This is a genomic window from Shewanella sp. UCD-FRSSP16_17, assembly GCF_001675935.1.
Taxonomy (GTDB): Bacteria; Pseudomonadota; Gammaproteobacteria; order Enterobacterales; family Shewanellaceae; genus Shewanella; species Shewanella japonica.
In genome coordinates this window covers 495,463-515,889 of record NZ_LZFV01000013.1, presented here as the reverse complement: position 1 = coordinate 515,889, position 20,427 = coordinate 495,463, and the positions used below count along the sequence as shown (strand labels likewise).

Here is a 20,427-nt window from a genome sequence, read left to right as displayed (position 1 = left end):
CTGGCTTTGTGAGCTAAATCACGAATAGATCTGCAAAGCCATCTTTAATCTGCATCAACATACAGTTATAGCGAGCGAATACTGCTATTTAGGCGCACTCAGTTGCAGCCATTGATTTCGGCCTAACTCGAGTACAACGCCCACTGCCAGCCCTACAGCTGTATTAATTGCCAAACATGCTAATGCCGTTGAAAAAATGACAAAAATACAAAAGGGCTTACCATCGATAAATCGCTTAGACCAAGCGAGCTGCGTTCCAGCAATAGCAAGCAAGCTTCCCAACACCGCTAGGGGAATTAACGATAAAACAGTCGCAATGCCCTGTCCCCAAAAAATGGCTATGAATAAACACGTTCCACCAAAGATTGCCGGTGCTAACCATGTTCTAGCGCCAAAGTGATGCTGAACAGCAAGTCCTCCAGCGCCATGGCACATTGCTGCGCCGCCAAATGGCGCCATGAGTAAGTTTGACCAACCTGAAGTTTTTGCAAAAGCTTGTGGAGTAAACTTGTCACTGTCTTCGGGGAATTTGTCTTTAGCCATTGCCGAAATCGCAATGACAGCGTTAGTTAAGGTGAGTGCTAATTGCGGTAATACTAACAATAATGCAGCTGAACTCCACTCATTAGACTCAGGCCAACTGAATTGCCAACCTGTGGTTTGAGTAAAGTCAAAGTTCGGGCTAGATTGGCTAAATAATTGCCATAGAATGCCTAGAAAAATCACCAAAGGCATAACCAAATACTGCATTGGCATAAACCGACTTAAAAACAAAATACCAAATGCCAATAAGCCTACGCCCCATGTTTCACTCATCATGAAACCGCCCATCCACATCAACTGAATACCAATGGCGAGTTGAATACCGATACTGATGGCAGGCGACAATTGTTTTGCCATCCACTGAATAATACCGCTGTATGCCAATATCAGAAGGATCACCCCCATCAACATGGCAGATGCTTGCAACATACCGGGGGTTAACCCTTCAGCAATCACTAGCGCGCTTATCACTTTCATCGGTTGGATAGGAATAGGTCTTCGATAATAAAAAGCAGTAAAAATTGCAAAACAACCAAAGCCTAAGAATATGCCTTGGGGGGAAAATTGATTGAGGGCAATAAGCCCAAGCACTAAAGGAAGAAAAGTGCCTAAGTCCGCAAAAGCACCACTGAACTCACCTGAAATTTTGTTGAAATTATTAAAACGGTTGGTCTTACATCTCATATATCTTGCCGTAGGGATTGGATACTGAAATATAGCAATTTGAATGCCAACAAAAATAATGTGAACTAGTTCAAAATAATGCTGTGAAGTTAATCGTTTAGCCAAAAACAATAGACATATTGACCCACACAAAAATTCTTTAAAAGGTCAATATGTCCAAATTAGTCATTCTTAATATGATGACATCGAGGTGAGTGAACTCAGGTTTTCGCAATAAAAAAGCACCTCGAAAGGTGCTTATTAATTAATGAGTTATCTAGAACTCACTCAAAGTTAGTTTGCCTTACTTATTATAAGTTAAGATCTTTTTCCATATCTTCGTATGAAGTATGGCGAACATCTTTACCTTTAACGAAGTAAATAATGTATTCACAGATGTTTTTACAGCGGTCGCCCACTCGCTCAACAGCACGAGCAGCCCAAAGAACATCTAGTACACCAGGGATAGAGCGAGGATCTTCCATCATATAGGTCATCAATTGACGAATAATCCCTTCATACTCTTTATCTAATTTGGCATCTTCTTTGTGTAACTCAAATGCATTATCTGCATCCATACGGGCCAAAGCGTCCAAGGTTGAATGCAGTGTACGAGTAGCATGGCGCCCCATGTTTTCAATGCTTACTAGCAATGGTTGTTGATTGTTCAAGCGCTTATCTAACGCAGCTTTAGCAATACGAACACAGGCATCTCCGATACGTTCAAGATCGGTAATGGTTTTAGTGATTGTGATAATCAAACGTAAATCACTGGCTGCTGGTTGGCGTTTAGCGATGATACGAGTACATTCTTCATCAATAGACACTTCCATGCCATTAACACGGTGATCACCATCAATGACTTTTTGCGCAAGCTCAGCATCTAAAGAAGCAAGTGCATCTAGAGATTCTTCTAGTTGGCGTTCAACTAGGCCGCCCATGGCTAAAACACGGTTACGAATATCTTCAAGTTCGGCGTTAAATTGACCCGAGATATGCTTATTTAAACTTTTGTTTTCCATTACTGTATCAACCTTATTCTTTACTATATTGACCTAAGCCATCAGCTCTAATGCAATAAATTTAGCCGTAACGACCGGTAATGTAATCTTCTGTTTTACGCTTTTGTGGCGTAGTGAAGATAGTATTAGTGTCAGCATATTCAATCAGTTCACCCATATACATGAATGCCGTTTGATCTGATACACGTGCAGCCTGTTGCATGTTATGCGTTACGATAACCACAGTATATTTTGATTTAAGATCCGTGATTAACTCTTCAATCGTTAACGTTGAAATTGGATCCAATGCCGATGTTGGTTCATCAAGCAGCAATACCTCTGGCTCAATGGCAATGGCACGGGCAATAACAAGACGTTGTTGCTGACCACCAGATAATCCGAAGGCGTTATCGTGCAAACGGTCTTTAACTTCATCCCAAATTGCTGCACCGCGTAATGAACGCTCGGCGGCTTCATCTAACTCACGACGGTTACTCACCCCTTGCAGGCGTAAACCGTAAACCACGTTCTCGTAAATCGATTTTGGAAACGGGTTAGGACGCTGGAACACCATACCGACATTTCGACGAAGTGCAGCAACATCAACTTTCTTGTCATAAATATTTTGACCGTGAAGTAAAATTTCACCGTCAATATGACAAGTTTCAACTAAGTCATTCATACGGTTAATACAACGTAAAAGCGTCGATTTACCACAACCACTTGGACCAATAAATGCTGTCACTTGGTTTTTCGGGATTTTCATGCTCACATCAAATAGAGCTTGTTTATCACCATAACGTAAATCTAAATTACGAATTTCTAGCGCAGTATCCTGTGCAGGTAGGTTAGCTAAATCGACAACTTCAGATTTAATAGCGCTTTGATCAATAGAAATCATTTTTCTTTTTTCCTCAGGATATCGCTAATTAGTGTTCTAGCGAACGGAATTTTTCACGTAAGTGATTACGTACACTGATAGCTGTTAAGTTAAGTGTCACAATCACAGATACTAATAAGAATGAAGTGGCATAAACTAATGGTCTTGCCGCTTCTACGTTAGGACTTTGGAAGCCAACGTCGTAAATATGGAAACCTAAATGCATAAACTTACGTTCTAAATGGATAAACGGAAAGTTCATATCAATAGGTAAAGTCGGTGCGAGTTTAACAACACCCACTAACATCAATGGTGCAACTTCACCTGCTGCCCGCGCAACAGCCAAAATAAGGCCTGTCATAATTGCAGGACTCGCCATTGGAATAACAATTCGCCATAAGGTCTCAAACTTAGTCGCACCAAGCGCTAAACTGCCTTGACGCACTGCACTTGGGATTCGGCTTAAGCCTTCTTCAGTCGATACAATGACCACTGGAAGCGTTAGAATCGCTAACGTTAATGCTGACCAAATCACACCTGGCGAACCAAAAGTGGGTGAAGGTAGCGCTTCTGGATAAAACAATTGGTCTAATGAACCACCAAGCATGTATACAAAGAAGCCTAAGCCAAAAACACCGTAAACAATTGACGGAACACCCGCTAAGTTAATTACCGCGATACGGATCATCTTAGTAATTGGACCCTTTTTAGCATATTCGTGTAGGTAAATAGCAGCGATAACCCCGAATGGCGTTACAATAACGGCCATCAGCATCACCATAAATACCGTACCAAAGATAGCTGGAAATACCCCACCCTCAGTATTTGCTTCACGTGGGTCATGACTAACAAAGCGACCTAAACCGACAAACCAATGTACTACTTTATCGAAACTGTTCATACGATTGACGTAGCTAACGTCTAATACTGAATCTAACTTGAGCGTGACTTCTTCACCGCGCATGTCTCGAATTATCACAGAATCTCTTGCCGCTTGGTCACGCAACGCGAACAAGTCTTTTTCCATGACTAAGTAATCTTGATTGAGCTTTTCTGCTTGTGCATCTAATTCAGCTTTACGCTCTGGGGTTAATTTACCGTCTAATTCATAACCACGTTCTTTTAAACGTAAACGCTCAAGTTCATAGTTAACTGAACCAATCTCAGACTTTTGAAGCTTTAACGCCTGCTCGCCGATGGTCACAGCACGGTCAATGTGCTCTTCTAACGCGATTTCGATTTGCTCGCCTGATAATGGTAAACGTTCACCATTTTCAATCACAGCAACCGGGTAGCCGTAGAAGTTACCATTTTTGGTACGCTCCAACATAGCGATATCAGTAGGCTTTTCACGACTAACGATGTCTGTAGCCAAAATCCAGCGAAAATCCAAACCAACGAATTCACGGTTACCTGTTTTCACTAGATAGCGAGTGACAAACTCACCAGGATGTTCGTTAAACTGATGACCTGCTGAAATCAATCGTTCAGTAGGCACTTCTTCACGGTCATAAATCTCTCCAATTAAGGTTGATTTAACACCATTATTATCTTCAAGTTGCCATTGATAAATATCGGCAGGCCAAAAGTAACTTAATCCACGCCATGCAATTAATAACAACAAACCTAATACTGCAATCAAGCTGATACTGACTGCACCACCGGTCATCCAAATCCATGGAGAACCCGATTTAACCCACTTACCCATTGCTCAAACCTCTCAAAGCGATTGGCGAAATATTCATTATTATTTTCATCTTCATTCCTTAAAGTGAGCTGTAACGTTCACGTAGACGTTGACGTACCACTTCTGCAATGGTGTTAAAGACAAAGGTAAATACAAACAAGACGAATGCCGCAAGGAACAATACACGATAGTGCGAACTACCAATGGCAGATTCAGGCATTTCTACCGCAATGTTAGCCGCTAATGTCCGCATACCTTCAAATACACTCCATTCAAGGATTGCGGTGTTACCTGTCGCCATCAGTACAATCATGGTTTCTCCCACTGCACGGCCAAGTCCCATCATCACAGCGGAAAAGATACCTGGACTGGCTGTCAATAGCACCACGCGAGTCAGTGTCTGCCAGTTTGTCGCGCCAAGTGCTAATGAGCCATTTGATAAATGACGTGGCACCGAGAAAATAGCATCTTCAGCAATTGAGAAAATCGTTGGAATAACAGCAAAGCCCATCGCAATACCGACAACAAATGCATTACGTTGGTCAAAGGTAATCCCTAAATCATTGGTAATAAATTGGCGAGTATTACCATCAAAGAAAGCAATCTCAATCACTGGACTGATTTCGAATGAGAACCAACCCACAAACAAGATAACTGGGATTAGCATGATTTCTTGGTACGTTTCAGGTAATCGTTGCTTCCACGAGTTTGGTAACCTGCTCCAAGTAAATGCACTTAGTAAAATACTGGTTGGTAACAATGTCAGTAATACTAAAATGCCTGGAAGATGGTCTTCAATTAACGGCGCTAACCAAAGGCCCGCTAAGAAACCTAAAATAACCGTAGGAAGTGCTTCCATGATTTCAATGGTTGGCTTAACAACACTACGGACTTTAGGTGACATGAAGTAAGCAGTATAAATTGCACCAGCAATCGCTAATGGCACAGCGAAAAGCATCGCGTAAAATGCCGCTTTCATGGTACCGAATGCTAACGGCATTAAGCTTAGTTTTGCTTCAAAATCATCAGAGCCTGAAGTTGACTGCCAAACATACTGTGGCTCTGGGTAACCTTCGTACCAAACTTTTTGCCACAAAGCACTCCAAGAGACTTCTGGATGGTCATTGTCTACTGCAAATACATTCAAGCTATTATTCGCTTCAACGATTAACGCATTTGAGCGAGGGCTAAATGCCATTTCACCAGGCTTAGCAATATTAAATTTTTCAGTGAATAAATTACGCTGACTTGTGGTGTATAAAAGAGATAACTCGCCTTCAGGACTGACTACAGCAAAACTTTTGCGGTAGAACTCAGTGGCGATTGTTTGTACAGGTGAATCAATCTCAAAGTCGCGAATTTTTTGATACAAACGGCCATTTCGGCTACTGACTTGAAAATATTGATCAATCGTGCCGTCTTCATAATTAATCAGAATTGAACTGGCACCAGCAAGTAGGCTGACATTTGAAACTTTGTTTGAGCCATCTTTTACATCAAGTACTTGTAATAATGATGGTTCATCGGTGTCACGGATGTCATAAATAAAGATTTTATTAGTTGTAGGCAATATCAATTGACGATGATCTGGTGTCATCAAGGCTGTTAACGCATCTTTAGGTGCATCCTCAACTACCGATAGATCTGAATACCACTCGATCTCTTCGGTCATCATGTTTTCTTCACCTTCAAGGCGATTTAACTTCCATGCACCTTGTTCATCTTGGTACGCAAAACCAATACGGTTATCGATATAGTCAAAGGCTAAATGGTGTAAAGCCTGACCTTCATCAACCATGATTGGTGTTTCACCTAATGGGTAGCGTAAACGTGGTGTAATTGTGCGCACGTTGTCAGGGTAAGTCACGCCAAAATCAACCCCAACGATTAACGCCTCACCCGTACTTAACCCAAGCGCAAAACGTTGCTCATTTGGTTTAGCTTTGGCACTGCTCACCACTGTCGCCCCTACAGGAAGCGGAGGCTGAAAACTCTCAATTAACTGTTTACTGGCTACTGAATAAAAATCAACTTGGCCATTTACCAGTACGCGATAAGCTATTTCATTTTGCTCATCACTTCCCACCATTAAAGTGGCAGTCTCGGTATTTTGATAACTGATTGTTGATACAGGTTCAACATCAGCACCATCAAAAATTGGCTTAATAACATACAATAAGTAAAAGAAAATCAACAACAAAGCGACAAAAACCATGGTTCCACCCACAGTTACACCCACTTCTGCTGCCTTATCCGTAAATGCTCTTCGATTCGCTTTTCTGCCTACTAGCAGACTCTTCGTCTCAGAACCAGGTTGATTGACCTGACTTTCCATTCAGAACCTCTATAATTAATCGTCAGCGAAATTTCGCTATGATTGTTTAATCCGCTGTGATACTAAATAAATAGCTGTTTTATTTACCTTAAGCGTTTGTGATTACAACTCAACAATTGTCAGTTCAAATCAGTACGTTTAAGTGATTAATTGATGACATTTTTTAGATGCCTATTTTAATTGGCTGAATTATATGACGTATATATGACAGTAGTGTTACAGGCGATTTATTTGTTAAACATTTGGGAGTTTCTTTTATGTTACGTTATCTAGTTACCTTGCAAGCCCCTGATAGAAAAGGGTTAGTTGAACAGATTGCAAATGTTATCAGTCGTCACAACGGCAACTGGCTCGACTCCGAAATGCGCCATATTGACGGCGTTTTTGCCGCAATATTACAGTTAGAAGTATCGGCATTAAAATGGGATACCTTGCTTGAGTCTTTGGAGTGTATCGAAGGGCTAAGCTGTACTTACAGTAAAACGGGCCACATAGCAGAGCCGATTAAACGATTAAGTTTTAATTTAGTAGCCTACGACCGTGAAGGCTTAGTGCTTGAAATTTCAAATAAAATAAATGCACTTGGTATTAATATCGAGCAATTTAGTAGTCAGCAAGAAACTGCAGGCCACAGTGGTATTGCATTGTTTAGAGCCACCATGGGTTTAGGGTTATCAGATCCAAGCCAGGAAGAACAACTCACAGAATCACTATATGAACTCGGTGACGATGTGGTGTTAGATAAACTCAGTAAAAGCGCCTAGCTCCTTTTGTTTGTTGCGTTAATGAATGTATTAGCGCAACAGATATCCCTTCTATTCAATCTAAAAAACCGTTTAAATTTACTGACTACCATCTGTTAGACTATTAACAAATCATAACAAAAAATGAGTTTAGAGATGTTAGGAACGTTATCAAAAATGCGCACTCAGCTTGATGAGCAAAATGAAGTGCACTATCAATTACCAGTAGGGGATGCACTCTTAGAGTTAAACCCTTTAATCGGTAAAACACTCACCTTGACCCATACGGGTAAAATTTTATGCTCAAGTTGTGGTAAGAAAACCAAAAAAAGCTACTCTCAGGGACATTGTTACGTGTGTATGTCAAAGCTTGCTAGCTGTGACTTATGCATCATGAAGCCTGAAACGTGTCACTTTGATCAAGGTACCTGCCGTGAACCTGAATGGGCACAAAGTCATTGCTTTGTTCCTCACTTTGTCTATTTATCTAATACATCTGGGATCAAAGTTGGCATTACGCGTTACACGCAAATACCGACTCGCTGGATAGATCAAGGCGCCACACAAGGGTTACCTATCTTTAAAGTTTCAACTCGCCAACTTTCAGGCCTTATTGAAGTCGAATTGGCAAAACTGATTAATGATAAAACCAATTGGCAAGCCATGTTAAAAGGTAATGCTGATGATGTTGATTTAGTCGATATGGCCAATCAATTAATCCCAGAGATTGAAGCAAAACTGTTAAAGATAAAAGAGCAAAATCCTGACTTTGTGATTGAGCGACTCAATGATCAAATTCAAGGTATTCGCTTCCCTATTACCGAGTTCCCTAAAAAAGTAAAATCTCATAACTTTGATAAAACACCTGAAGTAACGGGGGTTTTGCAAGGTATTAAAGGTCAGTACCTCATTTTTGACACAGGCGTTATCAATATCCGTAAGTTCTCATCATACGAAGTGAATGTTGACACTGAATAACACTTCAATTGAACGGTAAACTGAATATAGGCTAAATAAAAAGCCGCAGAACTTAGGCTCTGCGGCTTTTTTATAATAGTTTCTCGCTCAGGAAAATCGTTACATCGTATGATTAGGGATAGAGCTCAGCATCATACCAGTCAATTTATCAAAGCGGATCTCACGATCTTCGATAGGTTTTCCTGTCTCTGTAAACCCTTGTGCTAACACTTTCCAAATAGGTTGAATACGATTAGGACTAAACAAAGCCACCAGTACAGATCCTTTTTCAAAATCATCATCAATACCTGATGTTGACAAGCCAGCAACGAGACCTGCTCTTTTCATGATTTCTGCGTCACTCATTTCCGACTCTAGCGCCATACCAAAACCAATAAGCACATTTGGATTCTCATTATCTTTAGCAAAATGGTAGCCCTTTTGCTCCATGATTTTTGTTATCGATTGACGCATATGTCTCACTAATTCAGCATCATCAAGTTTATTTGCACTATGAACAGTAAACATCGTTGGGTGCCAAGCAAAGCTCTTTGCTTGCGAAGAAATAAAGCTAAGATCTCCTGAAGTCACCATTGTGATTCGACTAGGAGCAGGCTTGTTGACCTCTTCTTTGGTTGCACAACCTGAAATCAATACAGCGAAAAGACTTATCCATAAACACCATTTTTTGCTATTCATTCACATTTAGTCCTGTAGTCAGCAAGTTAGCCTATCTTTATTGTATCAAGCTATTGAAATTTCGTTATCAATATAACACTTAAACCCTAACCTAACCTGACTCAATTTCAATAACAAGTTATGTCATGTTACCAGCAAAAGCTACACACAAGATTAGCAAGCTACAAACAATTACAGTACAAATGTAAAAGCACCATCCACGAAAAATGTAATTAACACTAGGTTAGCCAGTATATTCCCGTTAAGATGATCACCTATTAGCACTGCCGTATTGATATATTTTACCGATTTATGGAACTCGTTTTTACTATTGCACTATTCGCTTTTTCTGCAGGAATTACACCCGGCCCCAATAACATCATGTTAATGACGTCTGGCGTTAATTTCGGTATAAAACGCAGCATGCCACATTTACTAGGGATTATTATTGGCTTCCCGAGTATGGTGGTCGCTATTGGCTTAGGACTGAGTGCCGTCTTTCAAGCCTACCCAATGACGCATCAAGTCATTAAAGTTGCTGGTATCATCTACCTACTTTACCTTTCTTGGCGCATCGCTAATAGCTCAAGCAACTTAGAAGGTAAACAAACAGCTAAACCATTTAACTTCTTTCAAGCTGCTGCATTTCAATGGGTTAATCCTAAAGGCTGGATTATGGCTGTCGGCGCCATCGCTACCTTTACTGACATTTCACACGCTTTAATTCCGCAAGTATTAACCATTGCAGTGGTATTTTTTATGGTGGCATTACCTTGTGCCTCAATTTGGTTAAGCTTTGGTATTGGCCTTAAAAAACTGCTTAAAAACGAGCGTCAGCAAAGAATATTCAATATCTCAATGGCCCTGCTATTAGTGTTATCTATCATACAGATGGCTTTACCTGATTAGCCTTACACTGAGTCAACAACACTGTTAGTAAGGCTGTTAGCTTTTACGCCGAACGTTAGTTATAGCGACGAACATTAGTTTTAGCGTAAGCCCGCTATGACGAATTGAACATATGACAGGAAAGAACATGCAAGAGCAAAGCGAATACCATATTGAAACAGCAAACTGGGTCAATAAAGTGATCATGAAATACAATATTTGCCCATTTGCACGTCGAGAAGTTGAAAATAACAGCATCCGATACATTTGCAGCGAAAACACTAAAGTCAAACAGGTGCTAAAAGACTTTCTGTCAGAATGTGAATACCTAGATAACCATCCCGATACCGAGACCACACTATTCGTTTTACCCCGAGGTTTTGAAGGCTTTTATCACTATCTCGATCTTGTCGATTTAGCCAATGATAAATTACTCGAAAATGACTATGAAGGTGTCTATCAACTTGCCAGTTTTCACCCGGACTATTGTTTTGATGGCGAGCCACAAGATAGTCCCACAAATTATACCAACCGCTCACCTTATCCAACGATTCACATCATTCGTGAAGCGAGTATGGAAGCCGCTTTAGCTGAATATGATGAGCCAGAGTCTATCCCTGAGAGGAATATCGCTTTTGCTGAACGTAAAGGCACTGAATTTTTTACTGCATTATTAAAACAATGCAAGGTAGGAAACGAGATTAAGTAAACATTACTCGGTATCACTCATTTGGTAATGTCGAGTGACATTGACAGTAAGCCGCCCCCAAGCTGATTGCTTCACTCGTGCTTGATGCACTTCGAATGCCATTTGATCTGTAAACACTTCATCGACATTATACTTATTGGGATTTTTGTTATCAGGAAGCACTTCAAAACTAACGCAGCCAGACTCTGCTAGCGTCAGCTTGCGGTGCAAAGGTAAGGCTTGTTTTACTGCGGATAAATCCTCATCAGCCACTAAAATATAGCCTGTTAATCTGACTCTACTCAATTCATCTTCCTTGAAGTTGGGTGATAGCTAAAACTAAACGACAACACTAACGCTTAGCTTTGTTTTTGCGCTTATTGTAATCCTACTTGTCAGCAGGATGATTTACACCATCATTTATCACTACATCGCCTAATTCATATGGGTTCACTCCAACCAGACACCCAATGTTATAGCCATATTCATTGGGATTGGAGCGTCGTTGGTGATGTGTATAGATGCCACATTTAGAGCAAAAGTAATGTTTAGCGGTATGAGTATTAAATTGATAGCAAGTTAAATGCTGCTCGCCTGCAATAATCGTTAAATTTGCTAGAGGAACAGAAGCCACAATGGCACCTTTACGGCGACAAATAGAACAATCACAACGTCTGGGATTTTCTATTCCATTAGGGAGAAACAATTCAATGTTCACTTCGCCGCAATGGCAACGAGCAATATGCCGCAGCTTAATAAGGGTTGCACCAACTTTTTGTATCATTAATCAAGCCTCCATGCTTTAAATATACTTATCCAGAGTAACGTTATAGCATGCACATCACTCAATCCAGATGCCTATTTTTAAAATAGAAGATTTAAAATACAAGTTTGAAAAAACAAGATTGAAACCTAAAAAGCTTCATTTACATTGAAATAAAACCCACTGTCGCCATCACCAAAGGCCAAGTCTAATCTAAGGTTAACTCGCGGTTTCACTTCAAAACGATAACCAATGCCCGTGTTGGGTAGCACATCAGATGACGCTAATTCACTAAATTTATCAGAAATAACCCCAGCACCTACCCAATATACCATGCCATGACGACCAGATAAGTTTTGACGATATTCTACTTGAGCAAGGAGCATTTGCTTATCGCGATAACGACCTGAGGTGTAACCTCGTAGTAAATCTCCGCCACCAGCTTTAGATAGCTGATCCCAAGGTACATCACCATGGGTAAATCGACCACGTATTTGCCATGCCAGAACGTCACTACCTGCAACTGGATAATAAGTGCTGTATAGAGCATTAACGACTTCAAAGTCTGTTTTGCTACCTAAGTCTTTACGATATACACCGACATCTATCTGAGCAATTTTTCCCTGTTCAGGATTGAGTACATTATCTCGGCTATCATAATTGGCCAATAAGTTAATACCTACGCTGCGTGATGACGCTTCTAATGGCGTGATATCAACTTCAGATTCTAAGATATCTATACTACTGGCTTTGGCATAACTGAAGTCAAAACCTGCTCCAACAAACACATTTGACGACACCCGCTGAAGGAACATTGGATTTGCACTAATCACTCTGCCACTAAAATCAGTACGATTATCATCTTGATAGTTTTCATCATACCCAATGCCATAAAACACATCGGGAATATCTGACAATTCGGCGTTGAGATATAGGCGCTGCCTATCTTCATTCAGAAAGGTTTTATTTTCAATGGACACACCTAATGCGCCATTAATAGAGGCTAAACCATTAATGACCAACGAAGATAGTTGACTTACCTCATCGTCAGGATCAACTTGATACAAGCCTACAGCAGAAATGCCAACACCTAAATCCATTTCAGGATTGTAAAATGGCCCTGGTAAAAAGCTAAAATCAATAGGTTTACTCGGGTCAAATTCGCCATCAGCCCCCAGCTTTTGTAAAAAATTTTCTACCCAGCCGAGCGCTTCATTGTCGTCTTGAAATGGCACTTCATCAGCACCGTTAGCCTTATGCAGCTCTTGTTCTGTGATCTGTTTAGTCGCGCCATTCACTGATTGAGGCTGTGCTGCTAACACACTAAAACTCAGCATGAGTGAAATTGATAGAGATAAAATCGGCAAAAGTAACGCTGAACGCCTGCAAGCATGATTGCGCTTTGAGCTCACTGTAACAGCCAATGTGCGTGCCACAGAATTAATTAGCTTCATTAACGTGTCCTTGGTTTGAGCTATCAGCTTGTTTCAGTTGTTTCGCCAATGGCAACTTAGGGTACTTAGCTAAATGTTCAGCTAACATGGCTTGATCTCGAATTTGGTTATAACGAGATAACTCAAGAAACTGCTCTTGTGTAAAACCTTGCTGCCAAAGCGATGCAGGCACATGATCAAATGAGGCTGAAAATTTAGGGTCTACGAATAGCCACTGCTTTGCGACATCATCGATGGCAATCCCGTGGACAAGATTGGCAAGTTGTAACTCATGCGGCTCAACCGTTTGCTCATAAAGAGCGCTGATCGCTGGCCATGATTTACTAATAAATGCCAAGCCCTTAGGCACGATGTAAGGTGATTGTTCATCTCCTAATTCATAGTGACGTTTAAGCAGCATGAATTTATTCGGTAACGGTTCGTTTGAATCCCACCAATAACCATCAATGGCTTCAAACATGGCATCAGTTTGTTGGGCAGAAACGGGTTCTAACCAAGCGATGGTTGCAGAAATCCACGCTGTCATATGAAAATTATATTGCTGACGTGTCATGGCTAAATTATTGGTGAGCACTGCAAGAGCGATTTTCGCCCCTAACATATTCGAGTAAAGATCTTCAGGTGAATACGCCGACACATCTTCGGTCCAGAGACTAAAGCTACGATAACCATGGTATTGCGCGATTTCATGGGCTTCTGCCATAGAGTAAGCCAAACGAACCGCTATACTTGCCGCCAGTTCCCAGCGCTCAGTAGCGGTTAACTCGCTGACGTCAAACGCCGCTAACTCAATGGTTCTTGGACCGATTTCAAACGGCAGCTCAATAGTTTGCGCCTCACCTAAATAAGGCTGAATGCGGTAAAACAAAGCCACAGCGTTATCAGCAGTATCACGCACATGAGCGAGGTCAATAAAGCCACCTTTTAGGGTGTATACCAAACCGTTATTCTCACCACTTCGGCCAGCATTCGGCGCCGACTTTTGATGGCTAAAGCTTCCCGCTTCAAACGCATGAGCACCAATATCATCCAGCTCAATCGTATTGGCATGTCTAAAAAATGGCACCGGAATCGGTCCAAGTTTAACTTTCTGGCCACTACCAAATGCACAACAAGGTCTAACACTTGTCGGTAAAGGTAAAGCTGCTTGCTCTGGTAATTTGATGTCCTTGAGTAATGCGTTGTCAGGCTCATTATCAAGCGCTGCTTCCACTGCCACATCAGATGGCGTCGCACTGACTTGCCATTCACTGCTTGAGCAGCCACTAGCGATAGTGATTATTGAAAGGAGTAATAGGTTTTTGTTGAGAAACTGCATCATTTTATAAAATCTCGGATCATTTGATTGATGAGCTCCGGAAAGTCATTCGTTAGCCCGTGGGAAGCATCAGGAATAATGATAAGTGGCGCATCTAGAAAAACTGAAAACTCATGCCCTTTCTCTAATGGAAACACCTGATCGTTTTCACCCCATATCAATAAAGATGGAGGCAAGTTATCTCTGAATTCAGCAGGTTCCAATTGATTTCGATACGCAGGTAATGTGGTAATCAACGAGCGTTTTTCTTCGAGGTAATTCGCAAAGTATGTTTGATAGATTTGTTCATCGATAAAGCTTGGGTACCAAGGGTGTGCGACAAAGGTATGTTCCAAAAGATGCCTTACACCTTCTTTATCTTGAGGCACAAACACCGCTTCAGGGGTTGTTTGGCCTAATCGCTCACTCATCGCATCCATATCAGCATCACTAAAGACAATCCCCGGACTGGCAAGCATCATTGCTTTTTTTACTTCTGGCGCTTTAATCATTAAGTCAAACGTCACAAAGCCACCGAACGAAATACCAACAAGGTTTACTTGTTTAAGCCTAAGTTCACTTATGAGCTGTTGAATCGCCGAAGTTTCGCTTTCAATGGTTGCTGGAGCATGGCTATATGAATCGCCAAACCACAATAAATCAGGAACAATAATATGGTAATCGACGACAAGATTTTGCATGGTTTCATACCAACTTGTCATGCCTGTACCACCAAAACCATGGAGTAAAATGATTACAGGATCCTGTTCATTGCCGCCTTGCCAATAATGTAATTCCCCGTCCTGCGCTAGCGTTAAATAGTTTCGCTCAAAACCAGCATTACTTAGCTGTTTTTGCTGATAACTATCCACCATAGAGACGGTCGAGCAACCGGAAATGAGCCAAATAACGATACTGGTAATCAATAATCGCATCAGTATTAAAACCGATATCCAATGGAGGCCATAAAGCTTGTACGAGTACCAAAACCACCCTCAAGCAACAAGTCAAAGCCAGCGCCAAGGTGTAATTGAGCCCCCACCAAGGTGTTCCATTTATCAGCTAGATGTTGGTTAACTTCAAATTTACCATCACCTATCAGATCTCCAATACTCGAGTCACCGATAGGAAGAATATCTTTAAGATAGCCACTGAAAGTCTGTTCAACGTTTTGGTACATACCACCGACCCATACCTGCAGATCATTACCATATACTTTGGTGCGATACCCCACTCGTGGCGACACAACTATCGTGCTGATTTCACCATCGAGAATATCCAGATCTGTATTGGTATAATTCACATCCAATAACGCAAACCAGTTATCAATACCGCCAACAATGGTGCCGCCAACGCCATAGGTTGTTCCTTTAAAATTTAATTCAAAATCAAAAGGATCTAACTCAGGGAAAAAAGGTAAATCGACATCCACTTGCACATTGGCGACGCTACTGCCTTTTGTATGACCAATAACACCATACAAGTTCAAAAATGGAAGCACCCACATGTCTGCCCGAAACGTTAATGTTTCAGAGTCTTGTAGTGCTTCGCTGCCATTAATCGAAATCTTGTCATCAATAAAGTCCCCTAATCCTGTAAAGGCAACACTATCGACCACTAAAGGCTGTTCCATCATCATATAATTGATGCTAAAGCCATAAGGTTTTGGGAGTTCGTAACCTAAATCAATCGCTTCTTGTGCCCAAATAGGGAAAGCACGTTGGTATTTGGGAGTGACTTCTATCGAATCTTCAGCAAAAACGATATGACTAATAAAAAGCGTCGAAAGAGCAATAACAAGAGTAAAAGTTCGTAGCATTAGAGCGAAAAATCCTTAACAGCTTCAATGTTAATCAACATTAAAAACATTGAGATAAATAAATAAGTGACTCATTCAATGCTTCTGTACTGGTAAAATTAATCTCAGCATTGATGATAAAATAGACAGATAAATTTGGGAGCGAGGATGATAGAGATGAAGTATTAATTTAAAATTAAAATTGAGCTAAAAGGAATATGGATGTTTAAGAAATCCAATATCTTGACAATGCCACTAACAGCAAGCCAGAGCAATTAACAACCACCCAGATGACCCACCACAAACTTAACATGTGTATCAAACTGTTATTTGTTCGTTTAGAAAGGATAATGACGGACAGCCATAGCTTCAGCTTGATTCGCTAATACGTGGGGGAGCCCGTATTTCAGCGTTTGTTCAAAGTGTTTGTCGACATAAGAGTGAGATATAAATTAGCTTTTGAATGAACAGATTCAAAATTGTGGTTAAGCTTAACGAGATGACAATATAAATAAAATACTAAAAATCACAACGGATTTTCCCGTTATCATTAAGAGTCAACACAGCACGTTTATTGACTTCAAGATTAGTCACATAACCACATCGTCCATCAAGGGTTTCACCACTATTAAGCACTAGCTGATACTGATAATCACCATCAAGTTGAGCTAAGTCATAGTAGATTCGATTTTGCTCACCAATGTTTATCTCACCAAAATCGAGACGACTATGTGGCAATTGAATGACTGCAGAATCAATAACAAATTCAGAGCTATTCTTAACTGTCACACTCGGGCTGACATAAAAATATGACCAATACATTAGTGCAACAGCTGCACAAATCCCTAAAGAGACTTTAGTAAAAATGCCTAACCAACGATTACCAATGTCTAACTTTTGATCGGTTGAAAATAACATTTACGTTTTTGTTCCTTTTATAGAAAACACCAAAGGAATTGATTGGCCTTTTACAATAGAGTGAAACTGGTTCGGTTGCTGCTCAATTAAGTTTTCAAAGCAATTATAAGGGCTATAAGGATATTCATTGACGCTATCAATGCGAATACCAGCTTGTATCAAAGCGTTAATCACTTCTCCCAATGAATGTGCCCAAGTCACCATCGTTTGCGGCGTATCATCTTCTACATCAGTATAACTGCCTTCAGTGACAATATCTGGCTTGGATTGATGAAAATACGGATACCCTTCTAGCACATCCTGTACAGGATGAAATTCAGCCATATAAAAGGTGCCACCGGATGTTAAATTATCTGCTATCACTTTTGCCCACTGAGTCAAACAAGGCAGCCAACAAATAGCGCCAAACGAGGTGAAGACAATATCAAAACTATGCTGACTATCAGCTGAATAGCTATAAACATCCGAGCAAACAAAATCAGCGCTTATTTGGCATTGTTTAGCCAGCTCATTCGCTTTATCAATGGCTGTATTTGATAAATCAACACCAGTCACTTTAGCCCCTCTTCTTGCCCATGACAGCGTATCTAACCCAAAATGACACTGAAGATGTAATAACGACTTATCCGCAACATCATTGAGTTCTGCGAGCTCAATTTCAGTCAATGTGGTTTCGCCAGCAATAAAGCTTGGAACATCATAAAACGATGAGTCAAAGTGCACTTTTGCTCTTTCATTCCAAGCCTGTTTGTTTGTCGCTAAATAATCCATTTAAACTTAATCCGTTTTTAACAGCCCAATACCGTATTAAACCGATTCCTTATAGTGTAATGCACATTCTTCTATAGTACATTTTTAGTGTATATGTAAGCACTTGCCTTAATTTCAGCAACCTTAATGCCTTTTATTATCAAAATCTAGAATACATTAGCTTTTTCTGAATTTGTTTACATAAAATGGTGTAAATAAAAAAAGCCGACAACAAGTGCCGGCCTTTGTTACGTCAACTTTTCTGAATTTAAACAATACTCAATGCGATTATTACCGAGTTAGAGTAAATTTCTGAACTTGTTCAGACATCACTGCTGCATCTTCAAGTAAGGTTTCATTGAGTTGACTTAACGCATTAGCGATTTCTTGCGTTTGATTATAAATCTCACTGATTTTCATCGCATTTTGATTCACTTCTTCGGCAACAGCTGCTTGTTCATGAGTTGCTGAAGCAATTTGTTGATTCATACTGTCAATAACATCAACATCCGCCACAATCTGTTTCAACTCTTTACCCGCATTTTCAACTTCAATAACGCTTTCATCAGCACTGACCATGCCACGCTGCATGGTTTTAACGGCTAACTGAGCACCTGATTTAAGCCTATCAGTCATCCGCTTGATATCGTCCGTTGATGATTGTGTTCGTTGCGCTAAGGTTCTGACCTCATCAGCCACAACAGCAAAGCCTCGTCCTTGCTCTCCCGCTCTTGCCGCTTCAATGGCCGCGTTAAGTGCCAGTAAATTAGTTTGCTCTGAAATCGCGCTAATGACATCCAAAATAGTCGCAATAGATTGCACATCTTGATCTAATGTCTCGATCGCATTTGAGGCTTCATTGATTTCGCTGGCAAGATGTTTTATCGATACCGTCGTTTGTGAAACGCCCTTATTACCAATATGTGCCTCTTTATTAGCAGACGTAGATGCATCTGATGCTTGCACCGCATTAGCCGCAATTTGAGTGACTGTTGCACTCATCTCAGTCATAGCCGAAGCCACTTGCTCAGCCTCTTGGTAGCCAAGTTCAACATCTTGCTTCATGGTCTGAGTATGACCATTAACTTGCTCAACAACACTCACCACTTGCGAAGCACTTTGTCTAACTTGAGCGATTATCGTTTCAAAGTCAGTCATCATGGCATTAAAGGCGGCAGACAATTGGCCGAATTCATCTGCAGATTTGTGTTCAATCCGCGTGCTTAAATCAAAATGGTTACCTGCATGGGTGACTTTATCAAATAAGTGACTCAAGCTCTTATTCAAGTAATTAGACACTGATAAACTCAACCACGCTAGCAATACTATGGATATTGTTAATGCGAGTAATGATGTCCACATCATTTGGTTGGCTGAATCCAATCTTAGTTTAGTTAACTTAATCAAATCATCAGCTAAGAAATGTTCAAAGTCAGTTAGCACGTTAATTCTTGCTGTAGAAGTGCTAAACCAAGTTTCCGGATTTTGGGCGCTGATATTAGTGACATCTTGAGAAAAAGCGATATCACGTAATTGCTGCACCGCTGACTGTTCTCGAGATCGTGAAACTTGTTCAAATTGCGATATCCAATCTGGAGTCGCTAACGCCTTAAAGCGTTCACCATAAGTATTTTGTTCAGACACTAAAGTGACAAATCGGCTAAAAACGCCATCTTTAAACCCTTGTTGGCCGAAGGTTGTGCTAAGTACAGCACGCTCAATACCGGCACGTTCTTTTAACTGTAAAAACGCACCAAATGATGCCAACTTGAGTGATAATTCACTGTCAGTGCTTTGCATTGCCGTTTCATCAACAACCGATAACAATGCCGTATTTAAACCTGTGTAATACTTCACTTCATCAGCAACCGTAACCGTCAATGAATCAACAGAACGTCTCATTGACTGCAATTGCTGCAACTGGTTGCTAATTTGTCTCAAAGTAGCACTAATCTGAACAGGAAAATCATCAACATTTGGAATGCTATTAAAACGACTTATTTGTCTATCAGACATCCCACGCTGCTGAGGTAGCGCATCGGCAAATGATTGTCCTTGTGAACCAATATAGCCGGCACTCATGCCACGCTCTTTTTGTAACTCATGGACTAATGCACTATTAATTACAGCGAGCTCAGTTAACGAAAGTACCGTATTTAATTCTGATTTAGTTTCATATTTATTGTGAACAAACATGCCACCATAAATCAGACAAATCAGCAGAGGCGGGACAATTAGCAATAGCAGTTTATGTAGCGTTTTTAGATCGGTAATCCATTTCATTGTATCTTTACCCTTAGAGTAAGTGCTCCATGCAATTTATCGCAATAAATTACATGCTTTGATGTAACTAAGGCGACTTAATTTCTTTTCAAATTAGTATG

The 20,427-nt window shown here is 40.6% G+C and carries 19 protein-coding genes; 4 read left to right on the top strand and 15 right to left on the bottom strand.

Features of this window, described 5'->3' with window-relative positions:
- Window positions 1–84: 84 nt before the first annotated feature.
- The 5 genes from A9267_RS11250 to A9267_RS11230 form a co-directional block, all read right to left on the bottom strand.
- The gene (locus A9267_RS11250; protein ID WP_065109204.1) at window positions 85–1,227 is read right to left on the bottom strand and encodes a putative sulfate/molybdate transporter; all 1,143 of its coding nucleotides are present in this window, start codon (window positions 1,225–1,227) and stop codon (window positions 85–87) included.
- A 290-nt stretch (window positions 1,228–1,517) separates the two neighbouring features.
- On the bottom strand, window positions 1,518–2,228 hold the full coding sequence (phoU, locus tag A9267_RS11245) for a phosphate signaling complex protein PhoU (protein ID WP_055022995.1): 711 nt from the start codon (window positions 2,226–2,228) through the stop codon (window positions 1,518–1,520).
- Between the two features lie 61 nt (window positions 2,229–2,289).
- Window positions 2,290–3,108, bottom strand: a complete 819-nt coding sequence (gene pstB / locus A9267_RS11240) for a phosphate ABC transporter ATP-binding protein PstB (RefSeq protein WP_055022996.1) — start codon at window positions 3,106–3,108, stop codon at window positions 2,290–2,292.
- 28 nt (window positions 3,109–3,136) lie between these two features.
- Entirely contained in the window at window positions 3,137–4,795 is a 1,659-nt protein-coding gene (gene pstA, locus A9267_RS11235; RefSeq protein ID WP_065109203.1) for a phosphate ABC transporter permease PstA, read from the bottom strand.
- Window positions 4,796–4,853: 58 nt separating this feature from the next.
- The gene (locus tag A9267_RS11230; RefSeq protein ID WP_065109202.1) at window positions 4,854–7,109 is read right to left on the bottom strand and encodes an ABC transporter permease subunit; all 2,256 of its coding nucleotides are present in this window, start codon (window positions 7,107–7,109) and stop codon (window positions 4,854–4,856) included.
- A 257-nt stretch (window positions 7,110–7,366) separates the two neighbouring features.
- Between A9267_RS11230 and A9267_RS11225 the strand changes: the two genes are divergently transcribed.
- Both A9267_RS11225 and A9267_RS11220 read left to right on the top strand, forming a co-directional pair.
- Complete coding sequence (locus A9267_RS11225) at window positions 7,367–7,873, top strand: glycine cleavage system protein R (protein WP_055022999.1); 507 nt, start codon at window positions 7,367–7,369, stop codon at window positions 7,871–7,873.
- Between the two features lie 135 nt (window positions 7,874–8,008).
- Window positions 8,009–8,830, top strand: coding sequence for a DUF2797 domain-containing protein (locus tag A9267_RS11220; RefSeq protein WP_065109201.1), 822 nt, complete (start codon window positions 8,009–8,011; stop codon window positions 8,828–8,830).
- A 99-nt stretch (window positions 8,831–8,929) separates the two neighbouring features.
- On the opposite strand, the gene A9267_RS11215 is transcribed toward A9267_RS11220, so the two are convergent.
- The gene (locus tag A9267_RS11215) at window positions 8,930–9,508 is read right to left on the bottom strand and encodes a DUF4136 domain-containing protein (protein WP_055023001.1); all 579 of its coding nucleotides are present in this window, start codon (window positions 9,506–9,508) and stop codon (window positions 8,930–8,932) included.
- Window positions 9,509–9,799: 291 nt separating this feature from the next.
- Between A9267_RS11215 and A9267_RS11210 the strand changes: the two genes are divergently transcribed.
- Together A9267_RS11210 and A9267_RS11205 are read left to right on the top strand one after the other, a co-directional pair.
- Window positions 9,800–10,396 (top strand): LysE family translocator, encoded by a 597-nt coding sequence (locus A9267_RS11210; RefSeq protein ID WP_055023002.1) that lies wholly within the window; start codon window positions 9,800–9,802, stop codon window positions 10,394–10,396.
- Window positions 10,397–10,523: 127 nt separating this feature from the next.
- On the top strand, window positions 10,524–11,084 hold the full coding sequence (locus tag A9267_RS11205; RefSeq protein ID WP_065109200.1) for a DUF1415 domain-containing protein: 561 nt from the start codon (window positions 10,524–10,526) through the stop codon (window positions 11,082–11,084).
- Window positions 11,085–11,087: 3 nt separating this feature from the next.
- Here A9267_RS11205 and A9267_RS11200 read toward each other — a convergent pair whose 3' ends face one another.
- From A9267_RS11200 to A9267_RS11160, 9 genes are all read right to left on the bottom strand, one after another.
- Window positions 11,088–11,369, bottom strand: a complete 282-nt coding sequence (locus A9267_RS11200; RefSeq protein ID WP_065109199.1) for a putative quinol monooxygenase — start codon at window positions 11,367–11,369, stop codon at window positions 11,088–11,090.
- 82 nt (window positions 11,370–11,451) lie between these two features.
- Window positions 11,452–11,847, bottom strand: coding sequence for a GFA family protein (locus A9267_RS11195; RefSeq protein ID WP_065109198.1), 396 nt, complete (start codon window positions 11,845–11,847; stop codon window positions 11,452–11,454).
- Between the two features lie 128 nt (window positions 11,848–11,975).
- Window positions 11,976–13,280, bottom strand: a complete 1,305-nt coding sequence (locus A9267_RS11190) for a BamA/TamA family outer membrane protein (RefSeq protein WP_231919082.1) — start codon at window positions 13,278–13,280, stop codon at window positions 11,976–11,978.
- Window positions 13,267–14,601 (bottom strand): DUF4056 domain-containing protein, encoded by a 1,335-nt coding sequence (locus tag A9267_RS11185; protein ID WP_065109197.1) that lies wholly within the window; start codon window positions 14,599–14,601, stop codon window positions 13,267–13,269. Before A9267_RS11185 ends, A9267_RS11190 begins: the two co-directional genes overlap by 14 nt.
- A complete protein-coding gene (locus A9267_RS11180) occupies window positions 14,598–15,512 on the bottom strand; it encodes an alpha/beta fold hydrolase (protein WP_065109196.1) in 915 nt (304 codons plus the stop codon). The genes A9267_RS11185 and A9267_RS11180 overlap by 4 nt, the downstream gene beginning before the upstream one ends.
- Before the next feature lie 5 nt (window positions 15,513–15,517).
- Window positions 15,518–16,396: a virulence protein gene (locus A9267_RS11175; protein WP_065109195.1), complete on the bottom strand. Its 879-nt coding sequence runs from the start codon at window positions 16,394–16,396 to the stop codon at window positions 15,518–15,520.
- 498 nt (window positions 16,397–16,894) lie between these two features.
- Window positions 16,895–17,293 carry a hypothetical protein gene (locus A9267_RS11170; protein WP_055023008.1) on the bottom strand — a complete coding sequence of 133 codons (399 nt, stop codon included), beginning with the start codon at window positions 17,291–17,293 and terminating at the stop codon, window positions 16,895–16,897.
- On the bottom strand, window positions 17,294–18,064 hold the full coding sequence (locus A9267_RS11165; RefSeq protein ID WP_065109194.1) for a class I SAM-dependent methyltransferase: 771 nt from the start codon (window positions 18,062–18,064) through the stop codon (window positions 17,294–17,296).
- A 270-nt stretch (window positions 18,065–18,334) separates the two neighbouring features.
- Window positions 18,335–20,326, bottom strand: a complete 1,992-nt coding sequence (locus A9267_RS11160; protein WP_065109193.1) for a methyl-accepting chemotaxis protein — start codon at window positions 20,324–20,326, stop codon at window positions 18,335–18,337.
- Window positions 20,327–20,427 lie beyond the last annotated feature (101 nt).

Bases quoted from the DNA above. Each gene is read 5' to 3' on its own strand.
- A9267_RS11160 (WP_065109193.1), bottom strand. From the start codon at position 20,326: ATGAAATGGATTACCGATCTAAAAACGCTACATAAACTGCTATTGCTA.
- A9267_RS11170 (WP_055023008.1), bottom strand. From the start codon at position 17,293: ATGTTATTTTCAACCGATCAAAAGTTAGACATTGGTAATCGTTGGTTA.
- A9267_RS11250 (WP_065109204.1), bottom strand. From the start codon at position 1,227: ATGAGATGTAAGACCAACCGTTTTAATAATTTCAACAAAATTTCAGGT.
- pstA (WP_065109203.1), bottom strand. From the start codon at position 4,795: ATGGGTAAGTGGGTTAAATCGGGTTCTCCATGGATTTGGATGACCGGT.
- A9267_RS11185 (WP_065109197.1), bottom strand. From the start codon at position 14,601: ATGATGCAGTTTCTCAACAAAAACCTATTACTCCTTTCAATAATCACT.
- A9267_RS11210 (WP_055023002.1), top strand. From the start codon at position 9,800: ATGGAACTCGTTTTTACTATTGCACTATTCGCTTTTTCTGCAGGAATT.
- A9267_RS11220 (WP_065109201.1), top strand. From the start codon at position 8,009: ATGTTAGGAACGTTATCAAAAATGCGCACTCAGCTTGATGAGCAAAAT.
- A9267_RS11165 (WP_065109194.1), bottom strand. From the start codon at position 18,064: ATGGATTATTTAGCGACAAACAAACAGGCTTGGAATGAAAGAGCAAAA.
- A9267_RS11195 (WP_065109198.1), bottom strand. From the start codon at position 11,847: ATGATACAAAAAGTTGGTGCAACCCTTATTAAGCTGCGGCATATTGCT.
- A9267_RS11225 (WP_055022999.1), top strand. From the start codon at position 7,367: ATGTTACGTTATCTAGTTACCTTGCAAGCCCCTGATAGAAAAGGGTTA.
- A9267_RS11215 (WP_055023001.1), bottom strand. From the start codon at position 9,508: ATGAATAGCAAAAAATGGTGTTTATGGATAAGTCTTTTCGCTGTATTG.
- A9267_RS11205 (WP_065109200.1), top strand. From the start codon at position 10,524: ATGCAAGAGCAAAGCGAATACCATATTGAAACAGCAAACTGGGTCAAT.
- A9267_RS11190 (WP_231919082.1), bottom strand. From the start codon at position 13,280: ATGAAGCTAATTAATTCTGTGGCACGCACATTGGCTGTTACAGTGAGC.
- phoU (WP_055022995.1), bottom strand. From the start codon at position 2,228: ATGGAAAACAAAAGTTTAAATAAGCATATCTCGGGTCAATTTAACGCC.
- pstB (WP_055022996.1), bottom strand. From the start codon at position 3,108: ATGATTTCTATTGATCAAAGCGCTATTAAATCTGAAGTTGTCGATTTA.
- A9267_RS11230 (WP_065109202.1), bottom strand. From the start codon at position 7,109: ATGGAAAGTCAGGTCAATCAACCTGGTTCTGAGACGAAGAGTCTGCTA.
- A9267_RS11175 (WP_065109195.1), bottom strand. From the start codon at position 16,396: ATGCTACGAACTTTTACTCTTGTTATTGCTCTTTCGACGCTTTTTATT.
- A9267_RS11180 (WP_065109196.1), bottom strand. From the start codon at position 15,512: ATGCGATTATTGATTACCAGTATCGTTATTTGGCTCATTTCCGGTTGC.